Source organism: Streptomyces triticagri (assembly GCF_003429565.1).
Taxonomy (GTDB): Bacteria; Actinomycetota; Actinomycetes; order Streptomycetales; family Streptomycetaceae; genus Streptomyces; species Streptomyces triticagri.
This window is the reverse complement of the sequence record NZ_QUAK01000083.1, coordinates 1-24,886: the sequence shown is the minus strand read 5'-3', so window position 1 is coordinate 24,886 and position 24,886 is coordinate 1. Positions and strand designations below refer to the sequence as shown.

The 24,886-nt window shown below is 70.8% G+C and carries 19 protein-coding genes; 14 read left to right on the top strand and 5 right to left on the bottom strand.

From position 1 onward, the window contains the following. Positions 1-223: 223 nt before the first annotated feature. The 5 genes from fdhD to DY218_RS15300 all read right to left on the bottom strand — a co-directional run bounded on the left by fdhD (position 224) and on the right by DY218_RS15300 (position 7,120). The gene (fdhD, locus tag DY218_RS15320) at positions 224-1,099 is read right to left on the bottom strand and encodes a formate dehydrogenase accessory sulfurtransferase FdhD (protein ID WP_128556579.1); all 876 of its coding nucleotides are present in this window, start codon (positions 1,097-1,099) and stop codon (positions 224-226) included. A 4-nt stretch (positions 1,100-1,103) separates the two neighbouring features. Next, complete coding sequence (locus DY218_RS15315) at positions 1,104-1,964, bottom strand: 2Fe-2S iron-sulfur cluster-binding protein (protein ID WP_128556578.1); 861 nt, start codon at positions 1,962-1,964, stop codon at positions 1,104-1,106. Between the two features lie 13 nt (positions 1,965-1,977). Further along, positions 1,978-3,918, bottom strand: a complete 1,941-nt coding sequence (locus DY218_RS15310; protein WP_199566742.1) for an NADH-ubiquinone oxidoreductase-F iron-sulfur binding region domain-containing protein — start codon at positions 3,916-3,918, stop codon at positions 1,978-1,980. Positions 3,919-3,922: 4 nt separating this feature from the next. Then, positions 3,923-5,872, bottom strand: coding sequence for a molybdopterin oxidoreductase family protein (locus DY218_RS15305; protein WP_128556577.1), 1,950 nt, complete (start codon positions 5,870-5,872; stop codon positions 3,923-3,925). Positions 5,873-6,148: 276 nt separating this feature from the next. Next, positions 6,149-7,120 (bottom strand): 2-dehydropantoate 2-reductase, encoded by a 972-nt coding sequence (locus DY218_RS15300; RefSeq protein ID WP_128556576.1) that lies wholly within the window; start codon positions 7,118-7,120, stop codon positions 6,149-6,151. Between the two features lie 273 nt (positions 7,121-7,393). Between DY218_RS15300 and DY218_RS15295 the strand changes: the two genes are divergently transcribed. From DY218_RS15295 to DY218_RS15230, 14 genes are all read left to right on the top strand, one after another. After that, positions 7,394-8,341 (top strand): beta-ketoacyl-ACP synthase III, encoded by a 948-nt coding sequence (locus tag DY218_RS15295; protein WP_128556575.1) that lies wholly within the window; start codon positions 7,394-7,396, stop codon positions 8,339-8,341. A gap of 171 nt (positions 8,342-8,512) precedes the next feature. Continuing rightward, complete coding sequence (locus DY218_RS15290; RefSeq protein WP_128556574.1) at positions 8,513-9,190, top strand: GntR family transcriptional regulator; 678 nt, start codon at positions 8,513-8,515, stop codon at positions 9,188-9,190. 87 nt (positions 9,191-9,277) lie between these two features. Next, positions 9,278-9,952 (top strand): HEAT repeat domain-containing protein, encoded by a 675-nt coding sequence (locus tag DY218_RS15285; RefSeq protein ID WP_407703631.1) that lies wholly within the window; start codon positions 9,278-9,280, stop codon positions 9,950-9,952. 66 nt (positions 9,953-10,018) lie between these two features. Continuing rightward, positions 10,019-11,047 (top strand): MerR family transcriptional regulator, encoded by a 1,029-nt coding sequence (locus DY218_RS15280; RefSeq protein ID WP_128556573.1) that lies wholly within the window; start codon positions 10,019-10,021, stop codon positions 11,045-11,047. 172 nt (positions 11,048-11,219) lie between these two features. After that, the gene (locus DY218_RS15275; RefSeq protein ID WP_128556572.1) at positions 11,220-12,401 is read left to right on the top strand and encodes an ROK family transcriptional regulator; all 1,182 of its coding nucleotides are present in this window, start codon (positions 11,220-11,222) and stop codon (positions 12,399-12,401) included. A 449-nt stretch (positions 12,402-12,850) separates the two neighbouring features. Continuing rightward, positions 12,851-14,341, top strand: coding sequence for a sugar ABC transporter ATP-binding protein (locus DY218_RS15270; RefSeq protein ID WP_128556631.1), 1,491 nt, complete (start codon positions 12,851-12,853; stop codon positions 14,339-14,341). After that, positions 14,338-15,381 (top strand): ABC transporter permease, encoded by a 1,044-nt coding sequence (locus DY218_RS15265; RefSeq protein WP_128556571.1) that lies wholly within the window; start codon positions 14,338-14,340, stop codon positions 15,379-15,381. The genes DY218_RS15270 and DY218_RS15265 overlap by 4 nt, the downstream gene beginning before the upstream one ends. A gap of 123 nt (positions 15,382-15,504) precedes the next feature. After that, complete coding sequence (locus tag DY218_RS15260; protein WP_128556570.1) at positions 15,505-16,548, top strand: substrate-binding domain-containing protein; 1,044 nt, start codon at positions 15,505-15,507, stop codon at positions 16,546-16,548. Between the two features lie 83 nt (positions 16,549-16,631). Further along, positions 16,632-17,846, top strand: a complete 1,215-nt coding sequence (locus tag DY218_RS15255) for a Gfo/Idh/MocA family protein (RefSeq protein WP_128556569.1) — start codon at positions 16,632-16,634, stop codon at positions 17,844-17,846. Between the two features lie 61 nt (positions 17,847-17,907). Beyond that, positions 17,908-18,918 (top strand): sugar phosphate isomerase/epimerase family protein, encoded by a 1,011-nt coding sequence (locus tag DY218_RS15250; protein WP_128556568.1) that lies wholly within the window; start codon positions 17,908-17,910, stop codon positions 18,916-18,918. A 309-nt stretch (positions 18,919-19,227) separates the two neighbouring features. After that, positions 19,228-21,699, top strand: coding sequence for a PQQ-dependent sugar dehydrogenase (locus DY218_RS15245; protein ID WP_233521611.1), 2,472 nt, complete (start codon positions 19,228-19,230; stop codon positions 21,697-21,699). A 13-nt stretch (positions 21,700-21,712) separates the two neighbouring features. Beyond that, the gene (locus DY218_RS15240) at positions 21,713-23,071 is read left to right on the top strand and encodes a ThuA domain-containing protein (protein ID WP_128556567.1); all 1,359 of its coding nucleotides are present in this window, start codon (positions 21,713-21,715) and stop codon (positions 23,069-23,071) included. A gap of 418 nt (positions 23,072-23,489) precedes the next feature. After that, the gene (locus tag DY218_RS15235) at positions 23,490-24,587 is read left to right on the top strand and encodes an inositol-3-phosphate synthase (protein ID WP_233521618.1); all 1,098 of its coding nucleotides are present in this window, start codon (positions 23,490-23,492) and stop codon (positions 24,585-24,587) included. Next, positions 24,503-24,886: UbiA family prenyltransferase (locus DY218_RS15230; RefSeq protein WP_199566745.1), on the top strand; the 384-nt coding region annotated here is incomplete at its 3' end. The genes DY218_RS15235 and DY218_RS15230, both read left to right, overlap by 85 nt.

Below are 24,886 nucleotides of genomic sequence, written 5' to 3'. Positions count from 1 at the left end.
CGCAGGCCAGTCGGGGACACAATGCGCTCGGCCCGCACAATTCAAGCCCGTCCGGCGTTTGACGACATCGGTAGGCCCGCGCCGACACATGTGGGACGATGACGCAAGACGGCGAACCCCAAGAACGACGAACCCCAAAGACGGGGCCCGCGGCCGACGCAGGGGGCGCTCCCCGCCGACTCGCGAGCCCCGCCGTCGTGGGGACGCGGGCACCGCCCGCGACTCAACCCGAGCGCCCGGCCACCGAGGCCGGCAACGCAACACGATCCACCCCCGCGTACACGTTCATCGACGTGCCCCGCAGAAAACCGACCAGCGTCAGCCCCGTCTCCTCGGCCAGGTCGACCGCGAGCGACGACGGCGCCGACACCGCGGCAAGCACCGGAATCCCGGCCATCACGGCCTTCTGCGCCAGCTCGAACGAAGCACGCCCCGACACCATCAGGACGGTCCGGGCCAGCGGCAGACGTCCCTTCTGCAGCGCACGCCCGACCAGCTTGTCGACGGCGTTGTGCCGGCCCACGTCCTCCCGTATGTCGAGGAGTTCACCCGCCTCGGAGAAGAGCGCGGCCGCGTGCAGCCCACCGGTCCGGTCGAAGACGCGCTGCGCGGCCCGCAGCCGCTCCGGAAGCGAGGCGAGCAGTTCGGGGGTCAGACGGACCGGGGCAGTGGCCCCGTCAGGCCCCGCCGCATCGTCGATCGGCCAGTGCGCCTGCGTACGCACCGCATCCAGGCTCGCCTTCCCGCACAGTCCACAGGACGACGTCGTGTACACATTCCGCTCGAGCGTGATCTCCGGGACGGCGACCCCGGGCGCGAGCTTCACATCCACCACGTTGTACGTATTACCGCCGTCCTCCGTCGCCCCCGCGCAGTACACGATCGACTGCAGTTCGTCCGCCCGTGCGAGCACGCCCTCGCTGACCAGGAAACCGGCCGCGAGCGCGAAGTCGTCGCCCGGGGTCCGCATGGTGATCGCCAGCGGCCGGCCGTTCAGCCGGATCTCCATCGGTTCCTCGGCGACGAGGGTGTCCGGCCGGGTGGTGACCGCGCCGTCCCTGATGCGGACGACGCGGCGTCGCTCGGTGACGCGTCCCATGTGCTCAGTCCCGGTTCTGTACGTGTTGGTAGCCGAAGCGGCCCTTGATGCAGAGGTTGCCGTGGGTCACCGGATTGTCGTGCGGTGACGTGACCTTCACGATCTCATTGTCCTGCACATGGAGCGTCAGGTTGCAGCCCACACCGCAGTACGCGCATACCGTGGTCGTCTCGGTCTGCCGCTCCTCGTCCCAGGTCCCGGCCGCCCGCATGTCGAACTCCGACTTGAAGGAGAGCGCCCCGGTCGGGCACACCTCGATGCAGTTGCCGCAGTACACGCACGCCGAGTCGGTGAGCGGGGCGTCGTGCTCCACGGCGATCCGGGCGTCGAAGCCGCGGCCCGCGACCGAGATGGCGAAGGTGTTCTGCCACTGGTCGCCGCAGGCGTCGACGCACTTGTAGCAGAGGATGCACTTGTCGTAGTCGCGGACGTACAGGTCGTTGTCGATCCGAGGGGACTCGCCGAGGCGGGCCGCGTCGGGCCCGAAGCGGTCGGGCTCCGCGCCGTACTCCTCGATCCACTCCGCGGCCCGCGGTGTGGTCGACAAGTCGACGGAGGACGCGAGGAGTTCGAGCACCAGCTTGCGGCTGTGCCGGGTGCGTTCGGTGTCCGTGCGCACCTCCATGCCGGGTTCCGCGCGGCGCGAGCAGGCCGGCGCGAGCGTGCGGGCGCCCTCGACCTCCACGACACACACCCGGCAGGCGTTCTTCGGCCGCAGTGTGTCGCCCTCGCAGAGCGTCGGCACGTCCTTGCCGGCGGCCCGGCAGGCGTCGAGGACCGTCGAGCCCTCCGGCGTGCGGACCGGCTCACCGTCCAGGGTGAACTCGATGAGGCGACGGGGCGGCCCGAGCGGTATCGAAGTCATGCGTGGCTCCCAGTCATTCGTAGGCTCCCAGACGGTCGACCGCGGACTCCACGGCATTCCACGCGGTCTGCCCGAGACCGCAGATCGAGGCGTCCCGCATCGCGGCTCCGACCTCTCTGAGCAGGGCGATGTCCGAGGCCGCGGCGGCGCCCGTACGGTCGGCGATCCGGTGCAGTGCCTCCTCCTGGCGTACGGTGCCGACCCGGCAGGGCACACACTGGCCGCAGGACTCGTCGCGGAAGAACTCGGCGATCCGCAGCAGGATCCGGGGCAGCGGCACGGTGTCGTCGAGGACGAGCACGACTCCGGAGCCGAGGGTGGTGCCGGCCTCCCGGGTGCCTTCGAAGGTGAGCGGTATGTCCAGCTCGTCGGGTCGTACGAAGCCGCCGGCCGCGCCGCCGAGCAGCACCGCACGCATCCGCTCGGGCGGACCCGCGAGTTCGAGCAGATCGCGCAGGGTCGCGCCGAACGGCAGCTCGTAGACGCCCGGGCGGTGCACGTTCCCCGAGACGCAGAAGAGCTTCGGGCCGGTGGAGCGGGCGGTGCCGATCGCGGCGTACGCCTCGGCGCCGAGGTTCAGGATCGGCAGCACGTTGACCAGCGTCTCCACGTTGTTCGCGGCGGTCGGCTTGCCGAACAGGCCCTTCTCGACGGGGAACGGCGGCTTGGAGCGCGGCTCGCCCCGGTACCCCTCGATCGAGTTGAACAGGGCGGTCTCCTCGCCGCAGATGTAGGCGCCCGCGCCACGGCGGATCTCGATGTCGAAGGCGTAGCCCTGGCCGAGCACGTCGTCGCCGAGCAGTCCGCGCAGGTGCGCCTGGTCGATGGCGTGCTGGAGGCGGGCGAGTGCGCGGGGGTATTCGCCGCGGAGGTAGAGGTATCCGTGGTGGGCGCCGGTCGCGTAGCCCGCGATGGTCATGGACTCGATCAGGGCGTACGGGTCGCCCTCCATCAGGACCCGGTCCTTGAAGGTGCCGGGCTCGGATTCGTCCGCGTTGCAGACCAAGTAGTGGGGGTGGTCCGGCTGTTCGGCGGTCGCCTGCCACTTTCGTCCCGTCGGGAAGGCGGCGCCGCCCCGGCCCACGAGGCCGGCGTCCGTGATCTCCTTGATGACCGCGGTGGGGCCGATGGCGAAGGCCCTTCGCAGGGCCGTGTAGCCGCCGTGTGCGCGGTAGTCGTCCAGGCTCTCGGGGTCCACGGCCCCGATGCGTTTCAGGAGGATGAGGTCCTCCTGGCCTGCCTGTGGGGCGGCCGCCCCGGGGTTTTGTTCCGGGGCCGCGGCCTCGGGGGTGAGGGTGACGGCGGCCGGTCGGGCCGGTGCGAAGACGGCGGTCGCCGCCGGGGGCGGATTCCCCACCCCGCCCCTTCCCGAAAGTCCTGTCGGACGGGCCTCCTCAATCGCCGGAGGGGCTTGATAGAGCCCCTCCGGCGATTGAGGAGTTTCGGGAAGGGGCGGGCTGGGGTGATTGCTCGCCGCAGGCGGACCGGCCCGGACCAGCAACGCCGCAGGCGCACGTTCGCAGAGGCCGAGGCAGGGGCTGGACTCCCAGTCCACACCGCGGCCCGCGAGGGCGGAGCACAGCTCCGCAGACCCCCGTGCCGCACACGCGAGATCCGTACAGACACGAAGGACGGTCGCGGGCCGCGGCTTCACCGCAAAGAGCGAGTAGAACGTGGCCACCCCATAAGCCTCCGCAGGCGGAACCGTGAGCCGCCGGCACAAATACCCGAGCGCCCCCTCACTGATCCACCCCACCCGATCGTTGACCGCATGGAGCCCCGGCAGCAGCAGATCCCGCCGCTCGCGGGCGACCCGCCCGCCCCGCGCCCACCGCAGATCCGCGTCCGTGCGGTCGTCCGCTCCCTCCCATGCCGTCTCCGGCGGTCCGAGCAGCGCATCGATCGCCGCCCGCTCCTCGTCCGTCGGCTTGCTGTCACCGAATCGCAGATCCACTGGCTCACCCCTGGTGGGAACGCGCCGCCGGCACCGGCAGCTTCTCGATACGGATGGCCGAGGCCTTGAACTCGGCCGTACCGGCGATCGGGCAATTCGCCTCGATGGTCAGGGAGTTGGTGTCCACCTCGTCCGGGAAGTGCATCGTCATGAAGGCGAGCCCCGGCCGCAGCCCCGGATCCACCCAGACCGGTGCCTCCACGGTGCCGCGCCGTGAGGCGACCCGTACCTGCTCGCCGACCGTCACCCCGTACCGCTCCGCGTCCTCGGGGCACAGCTCCACGTACTCCCCGCGCCGCAGCGGCGAGGCGAAACTCCCGCTCTGCACACCGGTGTTGTACGAATCGAGCCGACGGCCCGTGGTGAGCCGGATCGGGAACTCCTCGTCGGTGAGGTCCACCGGCGGATCGTGCTCCACAAGCCCGAAGGGTGCCGCCCTGCCCCGCTCTCCGGGATCGGCCGCCCAGAGCCTGCCGTGCAGAAAGCTCGACGGCAGCAACTCCGGGTCGGGGCATGGCCATTGCAGCCCCTGGTGCTCCTCGAGGCGCCCGTACGTCATCCCGAAGTGGTCGGGCGACAGCGAGCGAAGCTCGTCCCAGACGGCCTCCGCGTCGGCGAACTTCCAGTCGTGTCCCAGGCGTTCGGCCACCTCGCAGATGATGTCGATGTCCTCGCGCGCCTCACCGGGCGGCGCCAGCGCGGCCCGTACCCGCTGCACCCTGCGCTCGCTGTTCGTCGTGGTGCCGTCGGTCTCCGCCCACGAGGCGGTGGCCGGCAGCACCACGTCCGCCATCTCGGCGGTACGGGTGAGGAAGATGTCCTGCACGACGAGGTGATCGAGGGCCTGCAGCCGGCGCATCGCCTGCTCGCTGTCGGCCTCGGACTGCGCCGGATTCTCGCCGATGCAGTAGACCGCACGCAGTGTGCCGTGCTCCATCGCCTCGAACATGTCGGTCAGCGTCATCCCGTACCTCGGCGGGATCACCGTGTCCCAGGCGCGTTCGAACTTCGCCCGGTGTTCGTCGTCGAGGATGTCCTGGAAGCCGGGCAGCCGGTTGGGGATGGCGCCCATGTCGCCGCCGCCCTGGACGTTGTTCTGCCCGCGCAGCGGCTGCACCCCGGAGCCGAAGCGGCCGACATGCCCGGTGAGCAGGGCCAGGTTGATCAACGCCCGTACGTTGTCCGTGCCGTTGTGGTGCTCGGTGATGCCGAGGGTCCAGCAGAGCTGGGCGCGCTCGGCGGTGGCGTAGGCATGGGCGAGGTCACGGATCGCGGCCGCGGGCACACCCGTCACCTTCTCGGCGAGCGACAGCGTCCAGGGCTCGACGAGCGCGCGGTAGTCCTCGAAGCCGCTGGTGGCGCGCTCGATGAACGCCGTGTTGTGCAGACCGGCCCGGATGATCTCCCGGCCCACCGCATGCGCAAGCGGGATGTCGGTGCCGACATTGGGACCGAGCCAGCTCTCCGCCCACTGCGCGGTGTCCGTGCGGCGCGGATCCACCGCGTACATCCGCGCTCCGGACCGGATGCCCTTCAGGACGTGCTGGAAGAAGATCGGGTGCGCGAAGCGGGCGTTGGAGCCCCACATCACGATCAGATCGGTGTGCTCGACCTCCGCGTACGAGGAGGTGCCGCCGCCGGAGCCGAAGACGGCGGACAGACCGGCGACGCTCGGGGCGTGACAGGTGCGGTTGCACGAGTCCACGTTGTTGGTGCCCATCACGACGCGGGTGAACTTCTGTGCCACATAGTTCATTTCGTTGGTGGCGCGGGCGCAGGACAGCATCGCGAAGGCGTCCGGTCCGTGCTCGACGCGTGCGGTACGGAAACCGTCCGCGGCCCGCGCCAGCGCCTCGTCCCAACTCGCCCTGCGCAGCGGACCGTTGCGGTGATCGCGGACCAGTGGGTGGGTGAGTCGGGTGTAGTTCCGGGTGTCTCGGTCTCGCTTCTTCACGCTGCGCTCCTCGGGGAGGCTGATGGCGACCGCGCGCTATTGCATACAGTATTCTGTACGCCGGTTCCGCGCTCAACGGAAGCCTCTGGGAACAGATTTGTGCTGCGGCGGCCGACTGCAGGGCGCCGGGCCGAAGCCCCGCCCCTCCGCTCGGATCCTGCCGTGCCGCCGGGATCCTGCCGGGATCCGGTGCGCCCCGGGTCCTCGCGGACCCGACCGGACCCCGGCAGGACTCGGGTCGCTCCGCGGGCGTGCGCGTCGGGCAGGGGAGGCGCCCTACGCGGCGACGCCGCGCGCGAGCAGGTCGGAGATGGCGTCGACGGTCCGCAGGGTCGGCACCTCGACGCCGGTGATGTCCGCGAGTTCGACCACCGCGGCGAGCAGTACGTCGAGCTCGAGCGGCTTGCCCTTCTCCAGGTCCTGGAGCGTGGACGTACGGTGCTCGCCGACCCGCTCGGCGCCCGCGAGCCGGCGCTCGACGGAGATGTCCGGGCGGCAGCCCAGGGCATGCGCGACCGCGAGCGTCTCCCGCATCATCAGCTCGATCACCTGCCGGGTCGACCGGTGCCGGCACATCTGCAGCATGGTCGCCCGGGTCAGGGCGCTGATCGGGTTGAACGAGATGTTGCCGAGCAGCTTGATCCAGATGTCGTCGCGGAGTTCGGGCTCGACCGGGCACTTCAGGCCGCCCGCCACCATGGCGTCGCTGAATTCGGTGCAGCGCGCCGAGCGCGAACGGTCCGGCTCGCCGATCGAGAACCGGGTGCCCTCCAAGTGCCGTACGACACCCGGGCCCTCGAGCTCGGTGGCCGCATAGACGACACAGCCGATCGCGCGCTTCGGTGCGAGTACCGCACTGACCGAACCGCCGGGGTCGACGCTCTCCAGGCGCTGTCCGTCGTGCGGCCCGCCGTGCCGGTGGAAGTACCACCAGGGGATGCCGTTCTGCGCGGCGATCACCGAGGTCTCCTCGTGCATCAGCGGCTCCACCAGCGGCCCGCACGCCGCGTACGAGTGGGCCTTGAGGCCGAGGAAGACATGATCGACCGGGCCGACGTCGGCCGGCCGGTCGGTGGCATGCACACGGGCCGTCCAGTCGCCGCGCGGACTGTGCACCCGGACTCCGTGCTGCCGCATGGCCGCCAGATGCGGTCCACGGGCGATGAGATGGACATCGGCTCCCGCGCGGTGCAGCGCGGCTCCGACGTAGGCGCCGATGGCACCGGCGCCGACGATGGCGACTTTCACGAGGCTCTCCGTTCGGTTTGAGGGGGACCGAGCGTTGCCGAGGTGTGTGGAGCGGTGTCGACTAAATATTGTCTACAGTATGGAATGCGCCCGGACAAGGTGCGGGAGCGGGTGCCGTACGAGTGCCACGTGAGCGCTCCGGCCTCGTCCGTGGTCCGAAGGCTCCAACGAGTGCGAGCGAATCCTGTCGCTTTACCTGCCTTCGTACTCGTCAGTCGCTCAGCACACTGAGGCATCCGCAGTCCGCAGACCGTCGACCCAGGGAGATCCCGTATGACTGGATCGCGCATCGCCGCGGTCGGCCACTACCAGCCCGCGCGCGTACTCACCAACGAGCAGCTCGCGGAGATGGTCGACACCAGCGACGAGTGGATCAGCAGCCGGGTGGGCATCCGCACCCGGCACATCGCGGGCCCCGACGAGCCGGTCGGCGAACTCGCCGCACACGCCGGAGCCAAGGCGCTCGCCGCCGCCGGCATCGGACCCGCCGACGTCGACCTGATCCTGGTCGCCACCTCCACCGCCATCGACCGGTCCCCGAACATGGCCGCCCGGGTGGCCGCCCGCCTCGGCGTCCCCGAGCCGGCAGCCATGGACGTCAATGTGGTCTGCGCCGGTTTCCCGCACGCCCTGGCTACCGCCGACCACGCCGTACGGGCCGGTGCCGCCCGCCGCGCCCTGGTGATCGGCGCGGACAAGATGTCCGAGGTCGCCGACTGGACCGATCGCAGCACCTGTGTCCTGGTCGGCGACGGCGCCGGTGCCGCCGTCGTGGAGCCCGCGCCGGCGGGGCAGGAGCCGGGCATCGGGCCCGTGCTGTGGGGCTCGGTCCCGCAGATGGGCAACGCCGTACGGATCGAGGGCTCGCCACCGCGCTTCGCGCAGGAGGGCCAGTCGGTCTATCGCTGGGCCACCACCCAACTTCCGCCCATCGCCCGCAAGGTGTGCGAGCGGGCCGGTCTGACGCCGGAGGACCTGGCCGGCATCGTCCTGCATCAGGCCAATCTGCGGATCATCGAGCCGGTCGCAGCACGCATCGGCGCGGTCAATGCCGTCGTCGCCCGCGATGTCGTCGACTCCGGCAACACCTCGGCCGCGAGCATCCCGCTCGCCCTGTCCAAGCTGGTCGAGCGGGGTGAGATCCAGCCCGGCGACCCGGTGCTCCTCTTCGGCTTCGGCGGCAATCTGTCCTACGCGGGGCAGGTCGTACGCTGCCCGTGACCGGGTGCATACGCTGCCCGTGACCGCACGCGGGTACGCACTGTGACGAGTCCAACTCCGCCCGGGTATGGCTTCGGTGCTCGGTAGACTGTATTCAATAGCCAATGTCGCCGTACGCCCGCGGACGCAGTCGTACGGCGAGGCTGCTCCGCCGTCGAGGAGGGGACGCGAATGCTGTCCACCGGACTGCCCCAGGGTGCCGTGCCGAAGCTCGAGCGGCCCGGACCGCTGCGCGAGCGGGTGTACGAGGCACTGCTCGAGCTGATCACGACCCGTGCCCTACGGCCCGGGCAGCACCTGGTCGAGAGCGAACTGGCCGGACATCTGGGCGTATCGCGCCAGCCCGTGCGCGAGGCGCTGCAGCGGTTGAACACCGAGGGCTGGGTCGATCTCCGGCCCGCCCAGGGCGCGTTCGTGCACGAGCCGACCGAGGAGGAGGCGGATCAACTCCTCACCGTACGCACCCTCCTGGAGGCCGAGGCGGCCCGTCTCGCGGCGGCGAATGCGGGGCGGCCCGGCATCACCGCGCTCGAGGAGCTGTGCGCCAAGGGTGAACAGGCCGTCGCCGACGGGGAGGTGGACGCCGTCGTCGCTGCCAATGCCGCCTTCCACGCCAAGGTGATGGAACTCGCCGGCAATGTCGTCCTCGCCGAACTGGCCGGGCAGGTCGACCGCCGGGTGCGCTGGTACTACACCCCCGTGGCCCGGCAGCGCGGCAAGCAGTCGTGGATCGAGCACCGTGCGCTGATCGCCGCGATCGCGGACCGGGACGAGCAGCGGGCCACCGCGGTCATGCGCGCCCACACCGAGCACACCCGGACCACGTACCACCAGCGCACGGAATCCTGACCGGCCCGGCCCGGCCCGGTCGCCGTTTGACCTTGACACCGTGACAAGCCCTTCACTGTGGCCGAGGAGGTGGTCACGGTGGCCAGGGTGGAACAGGACGTGCAGCAGTACGTGCAACAGGACACAGCAGTGGCGCGAGCGCTCGGAGGTGGCAGCTCGTCGGTCCGACTGTCGGCGGCCCTCGCGGCCGGCTCGACTCCGGACTCCGCATACGTGCACAAGCTCGTCGAACGCTGCGCGATCGAGCCCGACTTCTCCGTACGCGAGATGCTCACCTGGGCGCTCGTCCGGCATCCGCGGGAGCTGACCGTACCGGCGCTCGTCGGCGAGCTGCGTTCGGAAGGTGCGCAGGCGCGGAGTCAGGCCCTGCACACGCTGTCCAAGATCGGCGACCCGGCGGCCTGGCCGGCGATCACCCGCGATCTGCTCACCGATGCCGACGCCGAGGTGGCGCGCAGCGCCTGGCGGGCGGCCGTCGTGCTGGCGCCCGAGCCGGAGCGGCCCGGCCTCGCCTCGGTCCTCGGGACCCAACTGGGGCGCGGTGAGCGGGAGATGCAGCTGAGTCTCAGCCGGGCTCTGATCGCGCTGGGTGAGGTCATCGTGCCGATCCTGGAGGCTGCCGCGAAGGATGCCGACGAACGGGTGAGCCGGCATGCCGTCGCCACGGAACGGCTGCGACAGGACCCGGATGCCGGGTTCGACTTTGCGATCGAGGAGGCGAAGCGCATCGTTGCCCTGGGCGCATCCGGCCGGGACGGATGACGGGACAGTCGGCGCGAGTGAGGGCAGTGCGGGGTGACGGACGGTGTTGATGCGTGGTGACCTGCAGTGTTGATCGGTGAGGTGGCGCGGCGGTCCGGGGTCAGTGCCCGCATGCTCAGGCACTACGAGTCCCTCGGTCTGGTGCGGCCCACGGAGCGAACCGGATCCGGATACCGGGAGTACTCCAGCGACGACATCCGTCGGATCTTCCACATCGAGAGCCTGCGCTCGCTCGGCCTGTCGCTGCGCGAGGTCGGCCGTGCGCTCGACGACCCCGGTTTCGCGCCGTCGGAGCTCGTCGACGACCTCGTCCGCCAGGCGCGCGAGCGCATCGCGGCCGAGACGGAGCTGCTCACCCGGCTGAGCCGCATCGGTGCCGCGGAACCGGACGACTGGCAGGAAGTCCTGCAAGCCGTCGCGCTCCTCAGGGCGCTGGGGTCGACGAGCGCCGTCACCCGGCAACGCGCGGCGCTGTCCTCGGTCGAGGAGGTGCCGGTGCCGGTCGATGCGCTCGTCGAGGCGGTACTGAGCGAGACGGACACCAATGTCGCCGGGGCCCTGCGCTGGGCGCTCGCGCAGTCGGGCGGACGCGGGCCCGAGTTGCTCGCGCAGGCCCTGGAGGCGCCGGAGGCCGCGGTGCGGCGGCGCGCCGTCCGGTCCCTTGCCGGGATGGAGGGCGACACGGCCTCCGCCGCGCTGCAGGAAGCGCTCGGCCACCGGGACCTCGTGGTCCGCCGGTGCGCGGCGCTCGCGCTCGGTGCGCGCGGAGTGGCCGACGCGATCCCGACGCTGATCGACATGATCGCCGCGGAGGTGAACGACGTCGACGCGGCCGATGCGCTGAGCGTGCTTGCCGCGGGAGCGGGGCAGACCGGCGCAGCCGGCCCGCTCCTTGCGGACCGGATCGCCGAGGGACTCGTCGCCCGGCTCGACCGCAGCACCTCGGACTCCTCCGCCCGCCGACGGCTGACCCAGGCGCTGGCGGACATCCCGGGCGCGGTGACGGACCGCGCGCTGGTCCGTCTGGCGCGGGACGAGGACCGCGGGGTGGCGGTCACGGCCACCTATCTTCTGCAAATGCGCGACGGAGGGTAGTTGGACGGTCACTGTGGTGATGCCTCCTGAGGCGGCTTTGTCCTGGGGGTGGAGAAAGTTGTCGGTGATTCCTGCGCAAGTTCTTCCCACTCCGTGCAGCCGCTGCTACGTTCCCCTCGAAAGCACGACGGCGACGGATGCCTGACACGGCGGGAGGGGCGGCGTGAGACGTATGACGGCTCGACCCGCGAACGCGCACCAGGCGCGACTGCTCCGCCTGCTGCGCGACGGCGGCCCCAACTCCCGGGCCCAGCTTGGGGATCAGGTCGACCTGTCCCGGTCGAAGCTGGCCGTCGAGGTGGACCGGCTGCTCGAAACCGGCCTCGTCATCGCCGACGGACTCGCCGCATCGCGCGGCGGCCGGCGCTCCCACAACATCCGGCTCGCACCCGAACTCCGCTTCCTGGGCGTGGACATCGGCGCCACCTCGGTCGATGTGGCCGTGACCAACGCCGAGCTCGAAGTGCTCGGTCACATCACCCAGCCCATGGACGTACGGGACGGCCCGGTCGCCGTCTTCGAGCAAGTCCTCGCGATGGCGGCGAAGTTGAAGGCGTCCGGTCTCGCCGAGGGCTTCGACGGAGCCGGGATCGGCGTGCCCGGTCCGGTGCGCTTCCCCGAGGGCGTCCCGGTCGCCCCGCCGATCATGCCGGGCTGGGACGGCTTCCCGGTCCGCGAGGCGCTCAGCCAGGACCTGGGCTGCCCGGTGATGGTCGACAACGACGTGAACCTGATGGCGATGGGCGAGCAGCACGCCGGCGTCGCCCGGTCCGTGCACGACTTCCTCTGCGTCAAGATCGGCACCGGTATCGGCTGCGGCATCGTCGTCGGCTCCGAGGTCTACCGTGGTACGACGGGCAGCGCCGGCGACATCGGCCACATCCAGGTCGACCCGGACGGCCGCCCGTGCGCCTGCGGCAACAAGGGCTGTCTGGAAGCCCACTTCAGCGGATCGGCCCTGGCCCGCGACGCCGAGGAGGCCGCGCAGGACGGCCGTTCCCCGGAGCTCGCCGGCCGCCTCGAAGCGGCCGGAGCGCTGACCGGAGCCGATGTCGCCGCGGCCGCCGCGGCCGGTGACCCCACCGCCCTCGAGCTGATCCGCGAGGGCGGGAACCGCACCGGACAGGTCATCGCCGGTCTGGTCAGCTTCTTCAATCCCGGGCTCGTGGTGATCGGCGGCGGGGTGACCGGTCTCGGTCACAACCTGCTCGCGGCCATCAGGACCCAGGTCTACCGCCAGTCGCTGCCCCTCGCGACCGGCAATCTGCCCATCGTCCTGGGCGAGTTGGGCCCCGTCGCCGGAGTCATCGGCGCGGCCCGGCTCATCAGCGACCACCTGTTCTCGCCGGCCTGAGACCGGCGCAGCACCACCGGCACCACTCGTAAGACGGCACTACAGGCACCACAGGCACCACCCGCACCACGGCACTACGGCACCACAGGACCCATCCGTACCCGTACCGCGCACGCCCGAGCACCACCACGAGCCGCACGGCACCACCGAGTCGCCCGAGCACCACGAGCCGCACCAGCACCACCGAGTACGAGCCAGCAACACCCGTACCGGCAGCGAGACTTCAGCGCGCAGCTGCTGCCCGGCCGGCGTACGGGCCCGCCTTCGGGCCGCCCGCACGCATCACATGTCCGATCTGCCCAGCGCATCCACGCCAGCACCTGGCCGAGCCCTGCCCGCTCACCGGCCCGCACCCGCCGAGGGGAACCGACATGGCACCAGAGCACGACACACCTCCCTCAGACCGTGTCCGCGGGGAACCACAGAACCGCGCCGCACCCCTGCTCAGCATGGACGGCATCGTCAAGTCGTTCCCCGGCGTGCGTGCCCTGGACGGAGTGGCCCTGGAGGTCGCCGCCGGGGAGGTGCACTGCCTGCTCGGCCAGAACGGTGCCGGCAAGTCCACCCTGATCAAGGTCCTGGCCGGCGCGCACCAGCCGGACGAGGGACGGATCAGCTGGCGCGGCGAGGACGTCACCCTGCGGTCCCCGATCGCCGCGATGCGGCTCGGCATCGCCACCATCTACCAGGAACTCGACCTGGTCGAGGACCTGTCGGTGGCCGAGAACGTCTTCCTCGGACATGAGCCCACCACCGCCGGATTCGTGGTCCGTAGCGGCGACGCCCGCACCGCCACCGCCGAACTCCTCGCCCGCCTCGGGCACTCGGAGATCCAGCCCGCACAGTCGGTCGGCTCGCTCTCCGCGGCCCAGCAGCAGATCGTGTCCATGGCCCGCGCGCTCTCGCACGACGTACGGCTCATCGTGATGGACGAGCCGTCGGCGGCACTCGACCCGGACGAGGTGGACAACCTCTTCCGGATCGTCTCCGGACTCACCGCCGAGGGCGTGGCCGTCGTCTACATCTCGCACCGCCTGGAGGAGATCCGCCGGATCGGCGACCGGGTGACCGTACTCAAGGACGGCCGCACGGTCGCGGTGGGCCTGCCCGCCGAGTCCACCCCCACGCGCGACATCGTTTCCCTGATGACCGGCCGGAACGTCGAGTACGCCTTCCCGGAACGACCGGACCACCCGGCCACCGGCGAGGTGATCCTGCGGACCGAAGGGCTCAGCCGGGAGGGCGAGTTCGCGCCGATCGACCTGGAACTCAGGCCGGGGGAGATCGTCGGTCTCGCCGGTCTGGTCGGCTCCGGACGCTCCGAGATCCTGGAGACGGTGTACGGCGCGCGCACCCCGACCTCGGGACGGGTCTACGTGGACGGCCGCGCGCTCAAGCCCGGCAGTGTGCGCCACGCGGTGCGGGCAGGACTGGGGCTCGCCCCGGAGGAGCGCAAGGCCCAGGCTCTCCTGATGCTCGAATCGGTCACCCGCAATGTCTCGGTGTCCTCCATGTCCCGCTTCTCGCGCGGAGGTTGGCTCGACCGGGGCAAGGAGCACGACGCGGCCAGAGACGCCGTGCGCTCCCTGTCGCTGCGGCCGGACAACCCGGCCGTCCCCGTCCGCACCCTGTCCGGCGGCAACCAGCAGAAGGCGGTCCTGGCCCGCTGGCTGCTGCGCGGCTGCCGGGTGCTGCTGCTCGACGAACCGACCCGGGGCGTCGACGTGGGCGCACGCGCCGAGCTCTACTCCGTCATCCGGCGGCTCGCCGACGAGGGCCTCGCCGTCCTCCTGGTGTCCAGCGAAGTGCCCGAGGTGCTCGGTCTCGCCGACCGGGTCCTGGTGCTGCGCGAAGGCCAGGTGGTCCACACCGCGCCCGCGGGCGACCTCGACGAACACCGCGTACTCGATCTAGTCATGGAAGGGAGCCCGGCGTCATGACGCAGTCCGCATCGCCGGCCAAGGAGGACGGCGGATCGGGGCCCGGCCCCGGCACCTGGAAGAGGACCGCGAAGAGCGGGGGTGAGGGCCCCGCGCGGACGGCGTTCTTCCGTGCCGACGTACGGACCCTCTCGCTGATCGGCGTACTGGCCGTCCTCGCCGTGATCGGCGGCGTCACCAAGCCCGATCAGTTCCTCGACACCAGCAACCTGCAGCTGATCCTGACCCTGGCGTCCATCATCGGCGTGGTGACGGTCGGCATGACCTTCGTCATCGTCGGCGGCGGCATCGACCTCTCGGTCGGCGCCATCGTGGCGCTCGCCTCGGTGTGGGCTACCACCGTGGCCACCCAGGAGTACGGGTTCGCCGGGATCCTCTTCACCTCGATCGTGGTGGGCGTGGCCTGCGGTCTGGTCAACGGGGTGCTGGTCGCGTACGGGAAGATGGTCGCCTTCATCGCGACCCTCGCCATGATGGCCTCGGCGCGCGGGCTCGCGCTGCAGATCACCGGGGGCAACACCCAGACCGTCGAGATCTCGTCCGTCCTCGACCTGCACGCCCGCGAGTCGTACGTCCTCGGCATCCCGCCCCTCGTGCTGATCTTCGCCGCGGTCACCGTGATCGGCTGGCTGGTCCTGAACCGCACCACCTTCGGGCGTCGCACCGTGGCCATCGGCGGCAACCCCGAGGCGGCCCGGCTCGCCGGCATCGACGTCCGCCGCCAGCGCCTGTACCTGTATCTGCTGTCCGGACTGTGCTGCGGCATCGCCGCGTTCATGCTGATCGTGCTCTCCGGATCGGGTCAGAACACCAACGGCAACCTCTACGAGCTGGACGCCATCGCCGCGGCCATCATCGGCGGCACCCTGCTCACCGGCGGCCGGGGCACCATCGTCGGCTCCGTCCTCGGCGTACTGATCTTCACCACGATCAGCAACATCTTCGTGCTCAACAACCTGGAGACCGCCGTCCAGCAGATCGCCAAGGGCGCGATCATCGTGGCCGCCGTCCTGGTCCAGCGCCGCACCTCCACCGAATGAGCCGTACGACCACCGAGTGGTCGCTCCCTCCGACGCAAGAGCCGCACCCCCACGGGCGAGCCGAACCCCCAGCCGGCGAGCCGCACTTCACCCACCAGAGTTCCTTTCCGCGAAGGGTCCGTCATGCCTGAGAACACCAGCCGCAGAGGACTGCTCTTCGGAGCGGCCGCCGTGTCCACCGGTGCGTTCCTCACCGCGTGCACCAGCAACGATCCGAAGGAGAGCAGCGACGACGACGCCAAGGACGCGCCCGTCGCCGACGAGAAGCCCGGCAAGAAGGTCACCATCGGCTTCGCCGGACCGCAGGCCGACCACGGCTGGCTGAACGCCATCAACGTGCAGGCCAGGGCGCGCGCCAAGAAGTACAAGGACGTCACCTTGGAGATCACCGAGGGCTCCAACGACACGGCCGCCCAGATCGGCCAGATCGACACCCTCATCAACAAGAAGGTCGACGTCCTGGTCATCCTGCCCGCCGACGGCAAGGCCATGACCCAGGCCGGCCTCAAGGCGATGCGCGCGGGCATCCCCGTCGTCAACCTCGACCGCATCTTCGACAACCCGCAGGCGTACCGCTGCTGGGTCGGCGGCGACAACTACGGCATGGGCCTCAACGCCGGCCATTTCATCGGCGAACAGCTCAAGGACAAGAAGAACGCCAAGGTCGTCGAACTGGCCGGAGTCGACAACCTGGAGCTCACCAAGCAGCGCACCCAGGGCTTCGACGCGGCCCTCAAGAACTACCCGAACATCAAGAAGGTGGCCCGTCAGGCCGCCGACTTCACCGTCGAGTCCGGGCAGTCCAAGATGTCCCAACTCCTGCAGGCCCAGAAGAGCTTCGACGCCCTCTGGAACCACGACGACGACCAGGGCGTCGGCGCGCTGCGCGCCATCAAGCAGGCGGGCCGCGACGAGTTCCTGATGGTCGGCGGAGCCGGTGCCAAGTCCGCCATGGACGCCATCAAGGCCGACAACAGCGTGCTCAAGGCCACCGTCCTCTATCCGCCGACGATGGCCGCCTCCGCCATCGACCTGGCGCGCGCACTCGGCCAGGACAAGGGCATCAGCGGTCTCGCCGAGTTCGAGATCCCCACCTCGCTCACCCTGTACTCCGCCGTCGTCACCAAGGACAACGTCGAGGAATACCTGCCCACCGGCTTCAAGTGATGCCGCGGCACGACCGAGCACCCAGGGGGAGTGGTGAACGTCCCGTACGGCACCCCCTACGCGTCGACGAGGAGGACCACCGCATGCAGGACACGCAAGTTACCGGGGCCGATGCCCCGGCCGCGACGCCACTCGGCGTCGGCATGGTCGGCTACGCGTTCATGGGCGCCGCCCACTCACAGGGGTGGCGCACCGTGGGCCGGGTCTTCGACCTGCCGCTGCGCCCGGCGATGGCGGCCGTCTGCGGGCGCGATCCGGCCGCGGTGCGGGAGGCGGCCGACCGGCTGGGCTGGGCGGCCACCGAGACCGACTGGCGTGACCTGGTGGTACGCGACGACGTACAGCTGGTCGACATCTGCAGCCCTGGTGACAGCCATGCGGAGATCGCGATCGCCGCGCTCGAGGCCGGCAAGCATGTGCTCTGCGAGAAGCCGCTGGCCAACACCGTCGCGGAGGCGGAGGCCATGGCCGACGCCGCGCGGCGGGCGCGGGCCCGCGGGCAGATCGCCATGGTGGGGTTCAACTACCGCCGGGTGCCTGCGATGACGCTCGCCCGCAAGCTGGTGGCGGACGGCCGGATCGGCGCCGTACGGCATGTGCGGGTCACCTATCTGCAGGACTGGCTGGTGGATCCCGAGGCGCCGCTGACCTGGCGCCTCGACCGGGAGCGGGCGGGCTCCGGCGCGCTCGGCGACCTCGGGGCGCACATCGTCGACCTGGCGCAGTTCGTGGTGGGTGACGCCATTGTCGGTGTCTCGGCGATGACCGAGACCTTCGTACCGGAACGGCCGGCCCTGGCCGGGGCGGTGGGCGGGCTCGGCGGGGCCGCAGGGCAGGAGCGGGGGCCCGTCACCGTGGACGACGCCGCGGTGTTCACCGCGCGGCTCGGCTCCGGAGCGCTCGCGTCCTTCGAGGCGACCCGGATGGCGGCGGGCCGCAAGAACGCCCTGCGCCTGGAGATCAACGGCGAACGGGGCTCGCTCTCCTTCGACCTGGAGCGGCTCAACGAGCTGTATTTCCACGACGAGAGCGTGCACGGCGAGGAGGCCGGCTTCCGCCGCATCCTGGTCACCGAGCCGGGCCATCCGTATCTGGAGGCCTGGTGGCCGCCCGGCCACGCGCTCGGATACGAGCACACCTTCGCCCATCAGGCCCGTGACCTGGTGCAGGCGATCGCCGCCGGCAGTGACCCGGCGCCCTCGTTCGACGACGGTCTGCAGGTGCAGCGCGTGCTCGCCGCGGTCGAGGAGAGCGCCGAGAAGAACTCCGCCTACACGCCCGTGCAGGGGGTGCAGTGACACCGACAGCGCCCCGACTCATCGCACAACCACAGCATGCACCGGTCAAGGAGGCCCGGACATGACCCGACCCTTCACTCTCTTCACCGGACAGTGGGCCGACCTGCCACTCGAAGAGGTCTGCCGGATGGCCCGCGACTTCGGCTACGACGGGCTCGAACTCGCCTGCTGGGGCGACCACTTCGAGGTCGACCGGGCGCTGGCCGAGCCGGGCTATCTCGACACGCGGCGCCAACTGCTCGACAAGTACGGCCTCAAGTGCTGGGCGATCTCCAACCACCTCACCGGACAGGCCGTCTGCGACCATCCGATCGACGAGCGCCACCAGGCGATCCTGGCGAGCCGGATCTGGGGCGACGGCGACGCGGAGGGCGTGCGGCAGCGGGCCGCCGAGGAGATCAAGAACACCGCGCGGGCGGCCGCCGCCTTCGGCGTGGACACCGTGATCGGCTTCACCGGCTCCTCGATCTGGCATCTGGTGGCCATGTTCCCGCCCGTGGTGCCGGGCATGATCGAGCGCGGCTACCAGGACTTCGCGGACCGCTTCAACCCGATCCTCGACGTCTTCGACGCGGAGGGCGTCCGCTTCGCGCACGAGGTGCACCCCAGCGAGATCGCGTACGACTACTGGACGACCAAGCAGGCACTCGAAGCGGTCGACAACCGGCCCGCGTTCGGCCTGAACTTCGACCCGAGCCATTTCGTCTGGCAGGACCTGGACCCGGTCGGATTCCTCTACGACTTCCGGGACCGGATCTACCACGTCGACTGCAAGGAGGCCCGCAAGCGTCTCGACGGGCGCAACGGCCGGCTCGGTTCCCATCTGCCGTGGGGCGATCCGCGCCGCGGCTGGGACTTCGTCTCGGCCGGTCACGGCGACGTGCCCTGGGAGGACGTGTTCCGGATGCTCCGCTCCATCGACTACCAGGGCCCGATCTCCGTGGAGTGGGAGGACGCCGGGATGGACAGGGTGCAGGGTGCGCCCGAGGCCCTCGCCCGGCTCAAGGCCTTCGACTTCGAGCCGCCGACCGCGTCCTTCGACGCGGCGTTCGGCGGCGGGGACCAGGCCTGATCAGACCCGGGCCCGCATTGCTGCGACGGCCCGGGGCGGGCGACCGCCCGGCGGAAGTGGTGAGCCGCCGGGTCGGTCCGACCTGCCCGTGAGCCGCTTTGTCCTGCGTCGGGAAAAAGCCCAAGTCCCGTGCTGTGCAAGGGCTTTCCGTACGAGACAAAGCTAGCTACCGTCCCTGAGGTGTACAGGACATAGGACGCAACCCGTTCCGAGGTGACGGCGCACCCCGGAGCATGCCAATCCCCCCTGAGGGGTGCCCCGAACTTCCCCCACGGCACCCCCTGAGACAGCCCCCACCGGAGGCATTGCGTGCACAGCAAACGGCCCAGACTCCGCAAACCACTGGCGCTCCTCACCGGAGCGCTGCTCGCCGGCACCTCGCTCACCCTCTCCGCCCCCACCGCGGGCGCCGCCGACCCGGACGCCGGACGTCCGGCCGCGGCACCGGCCGCTGAGGACTTCCAGCAGGTCACCCTCGCCAAGGGCGAGGAGGAGATGGGCGAGCCCATGACCATGGCACTGCTCCCCGACGGCCAGGTCCTCCACACCTCGCGCGACGGCGCCCTGCGGCTCACCGACACCGGCGGCACCACCACCCTGGCCGGCACCCTCGACGTGTACTCGCACGACGAGGAGGGCCTCCAAGGCGTCGGCGTGGACCCGCAGTTCGAGGAGAACCGCGCGATCTACCTGTACTACGCGCCGCCCCTGGACACCCCTGCGGGCGACGCCCCCGAGAACGGCACCGCGGCCGACTTCGAACCCTTCGACGGCGTCAACCGCCTCTCCCGCTTCGTCCTGAACGAGGACGGCACCCTCGACAAGGACAGTGAGAAGAAGGTCCTCGACGTACCCGCGAACCGCGGGACCTGCTGCCACGTCGGCGGCGACATCGACTTCGACGCGGACGGCAACCTCTACCTATCGACCGGCGACGACTCCAACCCCTTCGCCTCCGACGGCTTCACGCCGATCGACGAGCGCGAGGACCGCAACCCGGCCTTCGACGCCCGGCGCAGCGCCGGCAACAGCAACGACCTGCGCGGCAAGGTCCTGCGCATCAAGGTCGCCGACGACGGCTCGTACACGGTCCCCGAGGGCAACCTCTTCGAGGAGGGCACCGAGAAGACCCGCCCCGAGATCTACGCGATGGGCTTCCGCAACCCCTTCCGGATCAGCGTCGACAAGCCCACCGGCGTCGTCTACGTCGGTGACTACGGGCCCGACGCGGGCGCGGCCGACCCGGAGCGCGGACCGGCCGGTCAGGTCGAGTTCGCCCGGGTGACCGAGGCGGGGAACTTCGGCTGGCCGTACTGCACGGGCAAGAACGACGCCTACAACGACTACGACTTCGCCACCGGCACCTCGGGCGAGAAGTTCGACTGCGCCGCCCCGAAGAACACCTCGCGGCACAACACCGGCCTGACCGATCTGCCGCCCGCCCAGGAGGCCTGGATCCCCTACGACGGCGACTCCGTCCCCGAGTTCGGCAACGGCTCCGAGTCCCCGATGGCCGGCCCCGTCTACCACTACGACGCCGACCTCGACTCGCAGGTCAAGTTCCCCGAGGAGTTCGACGGGAACTTCTTCGCCGGAGAGTTCGGCCGCCAGTGGATCAAGCGCATCGAACACGACGGCGCCGGCGACGGCACGGTGCAGTCCATCAACGACTTCCCCTGGACCGGCACCCAGGTGATGGACATGCAGTTCGGGCCGGACGGCGCGCTCTACGTCCTCGACTACGGCACCGGCTACTTCAACGGTGACGAGAACTCCGCGCTCTATCGCATCGAGAACGCCACCGAGGGCAACTCGCCGGTCGCCGAGGCCAAGGCGGACGTCACCAGCGGACAGGCACCGCTCGAGGTCAAGTTCACCTCCGAGGCCAGCGACGCCGACGGCGACGAGCTGACGTACAGCTGGGACTTCGGCGACGGAGCGACCTCCGAGGAGCAGAACCCGACGCACACCTTCGAGGAGAACGGCACCTACGCCGCGACGGTCACCGTCGAGGACACCACCGGGCGCACCGGATCCGCCTCCGCGCACATCACCGTGGGCAACACCGCACCCGAGGTGAAGCTCGAACTCCCCAAGGACGGCCAGCTGTTCACCTTCGGTGACAAGGTGCCGTTCAAGGTGACGGTCACCGACGCCGAGGACACCGAGATCGACTGCAGCAAGGTCACCGTCACCCACATCCTCGGCCACGACAGCCACGGCCACCCGGTCACCTCGGCCAACGGCTGCGAGGGCACCCTGCAGACCTCCGAGGACGGCGAGCACGACCCGAACGCCAACATCTTCGGAGTCTTCGACGCCGAGTACACCGACGAGGGCGCGAACGGCCAGCCGCCGCTGACCACCCACGACCAGAGCGTCACCCAGCCCAAGCACCGGCAGGGCGAGTTCTACGACGACTCCGAGGGCGTCGAGACCACCAACCGCGAGTCGGCGCACGGCGGGAAGGTCGTCGGGGAGATCAACGACGGCGACTGGATCTCCTTCAAGCCGTATGTCCTCGACAATGTCACCGAGCTCGCCGCACGCGTCGCCTCCGACGGCCCCGGCGGCACCATCGAGGTCCGCGAGGGCGCCGTGGACGGCACCCTGCTCGGCTCCGTCGACGTCGAACCGACCGGCGGCTGGGAGACGTACACCGATGTGAGCACCGCCCTGGAAGCGGGATCGGCGGACAGCACCGACCTCTTCCTGGTCTTCAAGGGCGAAGGCTCCGACGCCCTGTTCGAACTGGACGACTTCACCTTCACGACGAGCTGAACAGGAGGTCACCATGCGCGCAACAGCACGTGCAGCCACTGCGGCAGCAGCGGCCGCCCTGCTCATCGGCTGTGTGTCGGGCCCTGCCTCCTCGCAGGACCCGGGGGCGTCGAAGGACGACGCCGCGGCCGCGAAGAAGGTGCTCGTCTTCTCGAAGACGGCCGGCTTCCGGCACGACTCGATCCCCGACGGGATCGCCGCCATCCAGGAACTGGGCGCGGAGAACGACTTCGCCGTGGACACCACGGAGGACGCCGGGGACTTCACCGCCGACAACCTCGCCCAGTACGACGCCGTCATCTGGCTCTCCACCACCGGCGACGTACTCGACGAGGCCCAACAGGAGGCCTTCGAGGGGTACATCAACGACGGCGGCGGCTATGTCGGCATCCACGCGGCCGCCGACACCGAGTACGACTGGCCGTTCTACGAGGGCCTCGCGGGCGCCTACTTCGAGTCGCACCCGGAGATCCAGGAGGCCACCATCGACGTGGAGGACCGCGGCCACCCGGCCACCGGACACCTCGACGCCACCTGGGACCGCACGGACGAGTGGTACAACTACCGCTCCAACCCGCGCGATCGCGCCCGCGTCCTCGCCACCCTCGACGAGAGTTCGTACAACGGCGGCAGCATGGGTGAGGACCACCCGTTCGTCTGGTGCCAGGAGTACGAGGGCGGCCGGTCCTTCTACACCGGGGCCGGGCACACCAAGGAGTCGTTCACCGAACCCGCCTATGTGCAGCACCTGTTGGGCGGCATCAAGTGGGCCACCGGAGACGCCCAGGCCGACTGCCGACCCGAGCAGGACTACACGCCGATCTTCGACGGCACGTCCACCGAGGGCTGGCAGCAGGCCGGACCCGGCTCCTTCACGCTCGAGGACGGCACCCTCACCAGCGAGGGCGGCATGGGCCTGTTCTGGTACGAGGCCCAGGAGTTCGAGTCGTACTCACTGAAGCTGGACTGGCGGATGGAGGGCGACGACAACTCCGGGATCTTCATCGGATTCCCGGCCTCCGACGACCCCTGGTCCGCGGTCGACAACGGCTACGAGATCCAGATCGACGCCACCGACACCGAGGACAAGACCACCGGGTCCGTCTACGGCTTCCAGTCGGCCGACATCGAGAAGCGCGATGCGGCCCTCAACCCGCCGGGTGAGTGGAACACCTACGAACTGCGGGTGGAGGGCGAGCGCCTGAGGATCTACCTCAACGGCGTACTGATCAACGACTTCACCAACACCGACCCGGCCCGGAGCCTCGAACAGGGACACATCGGCATCCAGAACCACGGAGCCGAGGACCAGGTCTCGTTCCGCGACATCCGGGTCAAGGAACTGACCGGCACGCCCCCCGAGGGCGACTAGACGGCGGCGGGCGGGGGACGCCGGACCCCCGCTCGCCGTCTCCATCCACCGGACCGGCCCGCGGCGNCCGGACCGGCCCGCGGCGGCTCAACCGTGCCGCCGCGGGCGGCCGGCCGCCACCGGCCGGCGGTCCGGTGCTCCGAGTGTCCGGTGTGCGCCGCCCGGCGGTGCACACCGGAAGTACGCGGGCGGGCGCGCATCCGTGGGCCGCGAGCCCCGGGTGCGCGACCGCCGTGCGTGCGAACCGGTGCGTGAGGACGCTTCCCGCGTCCCGTCGCTGAATGATCAGGAGGCAGTCGTGTCCACGTCGTCCAGGTCCCGTTCCGAGTCCGCGACCGCCGGGAGCTCCCCGGACCCCACCCGAGCCGGCACACCGTCCGACGGACCGGGGGGCGGGCCCGCGCCCGTCGGGGTCTGGCTGATCGGCGCCCGCGGCTCCGTCGCCACCACGGCGATCGCCGGCTGCGCCGCGGTGGCCGCGGGACTGCACCCCGCGACCGGCATGGTCACCGAGACCGCCGCCTTCGCCGGCAGCGGACTGCCCGCACTCGGATCGCTCGTCTTCGGCGGCCACGACACCGTCGACTGCCCGCTGCCCAAACGCGCCGAGGCGCTCGCCGCCGGCGGCGTCCTGCCGCACGGACTGCCCAGCGCACTCGGCTCCGAACTCGCCGCCGCCGACGCGGAGATACGCCCCGGCGGGCCCCTGCCCGGCGACACCCGCGACGACGAGGAACTCATCGCCCGATTCGCCGACGACCTGCGGGACTTCCGGACACGCCGCGGCCTCGACCGGGTCGTCGTCGTCAACGTCGCCTCCACCGAACCCGTGCCCGAGCAGGACGACCGCCTGCCCGCCAGCTCCCTCTACGCGGCCGCCGCCCTGCGCGCCGGCTGTCCGTACGTCAACTTCACCCCCTCCACCGGCCTGCACCACCCCGCCCTCGCCGAGACCGCCGCCGAGGCCGGACTGCCGTACGCCGGACGGGACGGCAAGACCGGCCAGACGCTGCTGCGCGCCGTGCTCGCGCCGATGTTCGTGCAGCGCGCGCTCGACGTACGCGCCTGGTCAGGCACCAATCTGCTCGGCGGCGGGGACGGCGCGGCACTCGCCGACCCGGGCGCCGCGGCCGCCAAGAACGCCGGCAAGGAACGCGTCCTCGCCGATGTGCTGCCCGGCAGCCCCGAGGGCGAGGTGCACATTGACGACGTGCCGGCCCTCGGCGACTGGAAGACCGCCTGGGACCACATCGCCTTCGACGGATTCCTCGGCTCCCGGATGGTCCTGCAGACCATCTGGCAGGGCTGCGACTCCGCGCTCGCGGCGCCCCTGGTCCTCGACCTCGCACGGCTGCTCGCCCGCGCCCACGAGGCGGGTCTGAGCGGACCGCAGCCGGACCTCGGCTTCTACTTCAAGGATCCGGACGGCGGATCGTCCGCGCTCGGGGAGCAGTTCGGCGCCCTGCTCGACCTCGCCGGCCGCCTGGCGCCGACCGCCGAGGGGGACCCCGCGTGAGCACCCGCGACTGGGCCGAACTGCTGCGTATATCCGCGGTGTTCACCGTGCCCGGGGACGCACTGGCCGGAGCCTCCGCCGCGGGACTCCGGCCCAACCGCGGCACCCTCCTCGGCGTCGGCTGCTCGCTGTGCCTGTACGAGGCGGGCATGGCGCTGAACGACTGGGCGGACCGGGCCGAGGACGCCGTGGAGCGCCCGGAACGCCCGCTGCCGTCCGGCAGGATCTCCCCGGCCGCCGCGCTCTCGGCCGCGGGCGCGCTCACCGCCGCCGGGCTCGGCCTGGCCGCGCTCGCCGGC